The following is a 1,251-nucleotide window of genomic DNA, read 5'->3' as shown; positions in this document are numbered from 1 at the left end:
GCGTCATTCGTAAGGCGATCAAGAACCGGAAGATTTTTCGGACTGATGAGTCAGTCATGAAGGTAATCTATCTGGCCATGGAAAAAGCTTCCGAGAAATGGACCATGCCGATCAGGAACTGGAAAGCAGCCATGAACCGGTTTGAAATTATGTTTCCTGACCGGTTCAAGGAGTAATAGTTTTGGTGGCGTTTACACAGAATTATTTACAGGCTCCCAAAGACTGTATATCCCCAAAGTCATTGCCTTTCCTGTTGAAATCTATGGTGAGTTTGGACAAGTCCCACTACGGCTAATCACCCCACCAGCTCTGAATCGTTTTTTTGAGCGTTATTCCGATAAAAAGGGAGCCGTAAGTCACGTTAGAAAACTGATTTCAGGTGCCTGGAGCTGGGGACGAAATCATCTGGAAGGCATTCCGGAGAATCCCGCCAAAGAGCTGGAAGCATTACCCAAAGCAAATCGCCAGGATGTTTATGTGAGTGATGAAGATTATAGCTGTGTTTACTACCTGGCCACCCCATACTGGAAAGCAATGATGGAATTCGCTTACATCTGCCGGGCCAGAAGAACAGAGTTGGTCAATATGAAGCGAGACCAATTATTAGAACAAGGAGTTCAGCTGAAGCGAGCAAAAGGCTCACTGGATGAGATTACCCTTTGGACACCTCGCCTGAAAAAAGCACTGGCCACACTTGACGAATACAATCAAGGCGAGAAGTTTGACTATGTCTTTGGAGCTCCCAATGTCAAACCGGGAAAGGGCATCCAGATGGAACCCGGAAAGAAGATGCTCAAAAATACACTGGATACCCAGTGGCAAAATCTGATTAATAGAGCATTGACTGAAAAGCTGATCGAAGAAAAATGGCACTTCCATGACCTGAAAGCAAAGGGGGTTTCGGATCATGAAGGACTGGTATCTGGGCACAAAACTCTGGAAGCCAAGAAGGTTTACATTCGAAAGACGCAGGAGGTAAAAGGGACGAGATGAAGAAAACAAAGGTACAAAAAAAGGCCTTCACAGGCCTTTTTATTAAGCGACAATTGCCAAGCAACGGTCGCGAACCTAAATACAATAAAGAAACCATTATTTTGGCCTCTTTTTTTTGGGATTTTTTTTGGCAATACTCCGGACACTATTATGCAGCGATAGCACCATAGCTACTTAGCTCCTCATAAGTATTCATGACTTTTTCGTCATTCATTGCCAAGCCTAACTTCTCAAAAACTCTGTGCATCAGGTTCTGAT

Annotated in this window: 1 protein-coding gene and 1 pseudogene; both read left to right on the top strand. The window is 44.2% G+C overall.

The window, feature by feature from the left end; genetic code table 11:
* Positions 1–176 (top strand): annotated as a pseudogene (locus AK963_RS36270) (IS256 family transposase); the annotation flags it as partial.
* Positions 142–993: a site-specific integrase gene (locus AK963_RS29220; RefSeq protein ID WP_066018756.1), complete on the top strand. Its 852-nt coding sequence runs from the start codon at positions 142–144 to the stop codon at positions 991–993. The pseudogene AK963_RS36270 and the gene AK963_RS29220, both read left to right, overlap by 35 nt.
* Positions 994–1,251: the final 258 nt, after the last annotated feature.

Origin of the sequence: Endozoicomonas atrinae, from assembly GCF_001647025.1 — a bacterium.
Classification (GTDB): Bacteria; Pseudomonadota; Gammaproteobacteria; order Pseudomonadales; family Endozoicomonadaceae; genus Endozoicomonas; species Endozoicomonas atrinae.
This window is presented reverse-complemented; position numbering and strand designations above follow the sequence as displayed.